The sequence below is a fragment of the Longimicrobium sp. genome, from assembly GCF_036554565.1.
Taxonomy (GTDB): Bacteria; Gemmatimonadota; Gemmatimonadetes; order Longimicrobiales; family Longimicrobiaceae; genus Longimicrobium.
The window spans coordinates 1-5,811 of record NZ_DATBNB010000175.1 but is presented as its reverse complement, the minus strand read 5'-3'; the positions used below and the strand labels follow the sequence as shown (position 1 = coordinate 5,811).

General features: G+C 71.8%; 6 protein-coding genes. 2 read left to right on the top strand and 4 right to left on the bottom strand.

Translation table 11 applies throughout. The annotated features are described in order from the left end of the window. The 4 genes from VIB55_RS04860 to VIB55_RS04845 form a co-directional block, all read right to left on the bottom strand. The coding region (locus VIB55_RS04860; protein WP_331875542.1) for a L,D-transpeptidase family protein at window positions 1–762 on the bottom strand (762 nt) is incomplete at its 3' end. Window positions 763–1,176: 414 nt separating this feature from the next. After that, window positions 1,177–1,800, bottom strand: a complete 624-nt coding sequence (locus VIB55_RS04855) for a LemA family protein (protein ID WP_331875541.1) — start codon at window positions 1,798–1,800, stop codon at window positions 1,177–1,179. Between the two features lie 40 nt (window positions 1,801–1,840). Beyond that, window positions 1,841–2,599, bottom strand: a complete 759-nt coding sequence (locus VIB55_RS04850; RefSeq protein WP_331875540.1) for a nucleotidyltransferase domain-containing protein — start codon at window positions 2,597–2,599, stop codon at window positions 1,841–1,843. Beyond that, complete coding sequence (locus VIB55_RS04845; protein WP_331875539.1) at window positions 2,596–3,489, bottom strand: TPM domain-containing protein; 894 nt, start codon at window positions 3,487–3,489, stop codon at window positions 2,596–2,598. The genes VIB55_RS04850 and VIB55_RS04845 overlap by 4 nt, the downstream gene beginning before the upstream one ends. Before the next feature lie 18 nt (window positions 3,490–3,507). Between VIB55_RS04845 and VIB55_RS04840 the strand changes: the two genes are divergently transcribed. Together VIB55_RS04840 and VIB55_RS04835 are read left to right on the top strand one after the other, a co-directional pair. After that, on the top strand, window positions 3,508–4,098 hold the full coding sequence (locus VIB55_RS04840) for a hypothetical protein (protein ID WP_331875538.1): 591 nt from the start codon (window positions 3,508–3,510) through the stop codon (window positions 4,096–4,098). A 798-nt stretch (window positions 4,099–4,896) separates the two neighbouring features. Next, window positions 4,897–5,811: S1C family serine protease (locus VIB55_RS04835; protein WP_331875537.1), on the top strand; the 915-nt coding region annotated here is incomplete at its 3' end.

Below are 5,811 nucleotides of genomic sequence, written 5' to 3'. Positions count from 1 at the left end.
GTACGCCCAGGCCGAGGCCGTGTCCGACGATGCCGCCAGCTCGCGGTCCAGCCGCGCCAGCAGGTTGGCGGTCGACACCCGGGCCAGCGGGTTGGGTGCGGGACGCGTGCGGCGTGCGGCGCGGGTGTACGCCGCCACGCTGTCGGGCTGCTCGCCCAGCACCGGGGCCGTGCCCACGATCACCACCGGCGTCCCCACCTGCACGTTGTGGTACAGGCGCAGCGCGTTGGCGTTGCTCAGGCGGATGCACCCGTGCGAGACGCGGCGGCCCAGCAGCTCGGGCTTGTCGGTGCCGTGGATGGCCAGCTCGTTGCCCAGGTACACCGCCGCGGCGCCAAGGCCGCCCTCCTGCCGCCGCTCGGGCGAGTCCAGGGGGGGCACCGGCCGCTTGTTCTCGACGAACCACCAGTCCGGGATGAACCAGGTGGGGTTCTGCTCCTTGAACTGCACGTACATGGTGCCGCTGGGCGTGTTGAACTGGTACTCGCGGCTCCCCGTCGTCAGCCGGAACCCCGTTCCCGTGCCCACCGGTGCCTTCCACAGCACCCGCTCGCCGTCCATGAAGCGCAGCTCGTTCGCGTCCACGTCCACCACGACGTACTTCAGGTCCCGCCGCACCGCCGGCTGGTCGGGCGGGGGCGCGGCAACGCGCGGGTCTTCGGGCGCGGGGCGCTCGGCCCTGGGCACGCCGAACGCCGAGCAGCCGGCCAGCAGCACCGTCGCGAGCGGAACCGCCACGCGCGACAGGATGGAAACACTCATGCTCCGATTCGCCTGATCTTCTCTTGCAGATGCTTTGGCCCCCCATGCGGCGGGCGCAATCGGGCCGGCAGGTTGCAACCCCTGCGCCAGCGCGTAGGTGTGCGCGCGCGAAGAGCTACGCCTGCAGTCCGCGAAGGCGGACTTCGGGCCGTGGTTGCCGCGAATTCATTCGCCCCAGCGGAGCCGAGGCCTCTGACTGGGTGACCGCTGCCGCGCCCAGCCTGTTCGTGTCCGCGGCTAGATCCTTCGGCGCGCAAGGCTAGGCGTGCCGGCTGGTACGGTGCGCCTGCGCCTCTGGATGACAATGGCGGTGCCGGGCCCTCGGCAACTCACCGGTGTCACCCACCCGCCGCCGAATGCACGAGGAGCCAGCGGAGGCGTTCCCCCGCTGGCTCCATCCGCCCGCGTGCGCCGTTACTTGCCGGCGCCGAAATCCACCGTGGGCGTCTGGTCGGCGTTGGCGGGGGCCGTGTAGGGCTCCTTGCGCTGCGCGCCGCTCATCCGCGCCGTGATCACCGTGGGAAACTTGCGGATGTACGTGTTGTACGTCTGCACCGACTGGTTGTAGTCGCGCCGGGCCACGGCGATCTGGTTTTCGCTCTCCGCCAGCTGGTCCTGCAGCGCCTGGAAGTTCTGCGTGGCGCGCAGCTGCGGATACGCCTCGACCGCGATGTTCAGGTACGTGCCGATGCTGCGTGTGACCGCCGCGTCGGCCGCCTCGATCTGCTTGACGTTGCCCCCCTGCACGGCCTGCGAAAGCTGCTGGCGCGACTGGTTCAGCTGCTGCTCGGTGCCGGCAATGCGCTGCTGCCCCGCCCGGGCCGCCGCCACGTCGCTGAACGTGCCCCGCTCGAACTCGGCGGCGCCCTTGACGGTGGCCACCAGGTTGGGGATCAGCTGGTTGCGGTTCTGCAGCGCCACGCCGATGTCGGCCTTGGCGCGCTCGGTGGATTCGTCCAGCTCCTGGATGCGGTTGTATCCGCAGCCGCCCAGCGACAGGGCAAGGCCCAGCACCATCGCCGTCTTCATCACCCTCATGGCCATCCTCCGGAAAGCGGGTCGGTTCTCGATCGTTTCGTCAGGCACGGGCGCCACCGCCGTGCACCAGCCGGTCTACGTGGTTCACCACGCGCGACACGGCATCCAGGTATCCCACCACCAGCGGCGAATCGGCCTCGATGCGCAGCTTTGCGCCGCTGGCCCGGGCCCGGTGGACCTCCAGCAGCGGGCCCGGGCTGAAGCCCGCCTGGTCCGCCACCCGCCGCACCACCGTTTCGGCGTCGCGCACGCCGGGCTCGCCGCTCAGCCGCAGCACCGTGCGGAACAGCACCAGGAAGGTGCTGAACGACTTCACCAGCAGGTCACCCAGCTCCGCCGGCTCCCCCGCGAAGAGCAGGTAGCGTTCCCGCAGCTGGATCTGCTTGCCCTTCAGCTCGCGCTCGCACTGCAGGCGCAGGTCTTCGGGGCGGATGGTGATGCCCTCGAAGGGGTCCGCGCCCGAGAGGCGGATGTTGGCGTCCTGGATGTCGGCCAACTCGATGGCCCACACGTCGGCCGACCGGCGCCACTCGTCCAGCGACATCACCAGCGGCGGCGGATTGCGCTCCGCCACCCACGCGCGCGCCGCCTGTGACGCGCGCCGCAGCGTGGCGGGCGACACGTCGCGCAGCAGCACCAGCACGTTCAGGTCCGACACGCCGGGGCGGTACTCGCCCCGCGCGGCCGAGCCGTACAGCACCGCCGACACCAGGTCGGCCTCGAAAATCGCCTCCAGCTGCCACGCCAGCTCCTGCGCGCGCCGCAGCTCCGGCGGCATCTGTCCCGCGTCGTTCGTCACCAGTCGCCTCCCGCGCCGCCGCCCCCGAATCCACCCCCACCGCCGAATCCACCGAATCCTCCCCCACCACCCCCACCGAAGCCGCCACCGCCGCCCCATCCCCCGCCGCCGATGGGAAAGGGGATGATGACGGGCATCCCGAAGCCGCCCCTGCGCCGGCGGCCGCCCCCTCCGCCCCCGCGGCTGGCGAGGATGAAGAAGACGATGATGATCATGAAGATGAAGAAGCCGCCCCCTCCCCCGCCCTGCCGCCGCCCGGTCTGGCGCTCCTGCGGCTGCGGCGCGGGCGGAGCGCCGCCCGTCAGCTGGAAATTGAACGCCTCGGCGTATTCCTGCGCCACCCCGCGCACGGCGAGGAGAATCCCCTCGCCCACGTTGCCGGCCTGCAGCTGGGGCACCATCAGGTCGCGGCCGATGCGCCCCGCCTCGGCGGCGGTGATGAAGGTGTTGGTGCCCAGCCCCGTCTCCACCCGCCACTTGCGGTCCTGGATGGACACGAGCACCACGGCGCCGGTGTTCCGGCCGCGGTCGCCGGGCTCGCCCTTGGCGCCGATGCGCCACTCGCGGCCGATCTGCAGCCCCACCTCGGCCGAGGTGCGACCCTGCAGCGAGGGGAGGGTGACGACCACGATCTCACCGCCGGAGCGGGCGCGCACCTCGTCGATGACGGCGGCGATGCGCTCCTCGTCCTGCGCCGGGATGGCGTTGGCGAAGTCGTTCACGTAGCCCACCGGACGGGGCAGCTGCAGCTGCGCGGCGGCGGGCACCCAGACCAGGGCGAGCGCCAGCGCGAGCAGCAGGTCGACGATCCGGCGCGGCGCTTGCGCACGCTGGCGTTGCCGGACACGCAGGCGGGGCCTACGTTCCAGCGCGTTCCTGAGCCGTCCCATTCCTCCCGGAGCCCGTGGATGAAACGTGCGCTGCTGTTTCTGGCCGTCTGCGCGACGGCCGCCGGATGCAGCGATTCGAAGGTGGTCGTCCGCGCGGCGCTCGCCGAAGGCGGCGAGCCGATCGTGGACATGCCCGTGTACCTGCTGCCGTACGACCGCAAGGCCCTGATGGATTCACTGGCCCGCGCGTCCGACGAGCCCGAGCCCACCATCCCGGCGCACCTCGTACAGCAACTTGAGCGCCTGAACGCCGCGCCGGTGGTTCCGGGCGACTCCGCGTCGCGCGCAAACGTGGCGCTGCGGACGGTGCTTCGGGCGCGGATCGACAGCATCCGCGCCGCGCGGGCCCAATGGAGGCAGCGCGTGTTCGCGCCGTTCGACAGCATCGCGCACTACAAGGAAAGCGAGCTGGCCGAGACCGCCGCCGCCGACACGACGGACGCGCGGGGCCTCGCCGCGATCCCAGCGGACGAGGGGCGGTTCTGGATCTACGCCACCTACGTGCTCCCGGAAACCACGCTGGAGTGGAACCTGCCCGTCTCCGTTCGCGGCGACAGCGTGGTGGTGCCCCTGACGCGCAAGAACGCCAAGGAGCAGCGGTTCTTCTGAGGGGCGCCCCTCCCCCGCGGGCCCTCACCCGTCCTCGCCTAGGCTCGTCCACCCTCTCCGACAAACAGCGTGGGAGAGGGCGTACACACCAGACGGGGACGCGCATCCATACTGCCGACGGGATACCCACCAGCGTGCGCATTCAAGGCATCGACGCGCACCCTTACCTGTATCATCGTGCGCACCGCACCGGCCCGCAAACCGTCTCTCGCGGAGCGCACCACGCGCGCCTCGCCTCCCCCCGGCCCACGCGTCGGCACCCTGTCATCCTGAGGCCCAGGCGCACTGCTCCGGCCCGCAAACCGTCCTTTGCGGGCCGAAGGATCTAGCCCGGGGCACGAACCAGCCAGGGCGCGGCAGCGGTCACAAACCCCTGGGACTCGGACAGGGCCCAGGCCCGCACGGCAGACCAGGGCATGGTGCAGACCCCAGCACGGGCGAATGAATTCGCTGCACAACCGCACGAAGTCCGCCTGCGCGGACTGGCTTGCTTGGGCGTGGGGAGGACCCGGTGGCGCGTCCGGGGCTCGCACCTGGGAATGGTGTGGGGGAGGGGCCGGTGCGCGACTGCGACTGTGTGGCGGATCCCTCAGTCGCTGCCGGCTGGGGTGCGCCGGATGGTTCGCTGGGGCCGCTCCTTCGGGATGACATCGTGAGGTGAAGGCCGGTGTCGTGCACGTGCAGGTGAGGGGTTGGCTCGGCGCATGCGGGCGGCGGCGCGAACCTCCGGTGCCTGCGTGGGTACATCGTCGCGCCCACGCCTGGACCCCGTCCGAATCTCCAGATCCATCTGACCTGATGTCTCGCAAGTCGCTGATCCCCGCACTCCTGATCTTGCCGCTCGCCGCCGCGTGCGGCGGGGGCGCCAGCGCCAACGAGCCTGCGGCGCGGGAAGACGGCCTCGCCGTGCTGCGCGAGCCGCCTGCGGCGCGCCCCGCGGAGGCCGCCCGGCTGGGGAGCGCCGTGCAGGAGGCTCGGCGCACCGCCATCGTGGCCGCGGCCGAGCGCGTGGCGCCGGCGGTGGTGAGCGTCAACGTGCTGCGGCGCGAGCGCGTGGTGCCGCGCAGCATGTGGGAAGAGATGATGATTCCGCCCGGCGCCGAGCGGGAGGTGGCGGGGCTGGGATCGGGGTTCATCATCACCCCCGAGGGGCTGGTGATCACCAACGAGCACGTGGTGCGCGCCGCCTCCGAGGTGATGGTGACGCTTCCCGACGGCCGCGAGTTCGACGCCGACGTCGTTGGCGCCGACGAGGTGAACGACCTGGCGCTGCTGCGCATCCGGGGCGGGCGCGGGCTGCCCGTGGCGCCACTCGGGAACAGCGACGGGCTGATGATCGGCGAGTGGGTGATCGCCATCGGCAACCCGTTCGGGTTCCTGCTCAGCAACCCGGAGCCCTCCGTCAGCGCAGGGGTGGTCAGCGCGGTGGGGCGCAACATCGGCGGTGCCGGCGGGCAGCGCAGCGTGTCGCTGGACCTCATTCAGACCGACGCCTCCATCAACCCCGGCAACTCGGGCGGGGCGCTGGTGAACGCGCTCGGCGAGGTGGTGGGCGTGAACTCGTCGATCCTTTCCAGCACGGGCGGCAGCGAGGGCCTGGGCTTCGCCATCCCCATCAACCGCGCGCGCCGCATCGCGCTGGACCTGGCCGACGACGGCCGCTACCGCCGGGCCTGGATCGGCGCGGAGGTCGAGGCGGTGCGCACGCAGGGG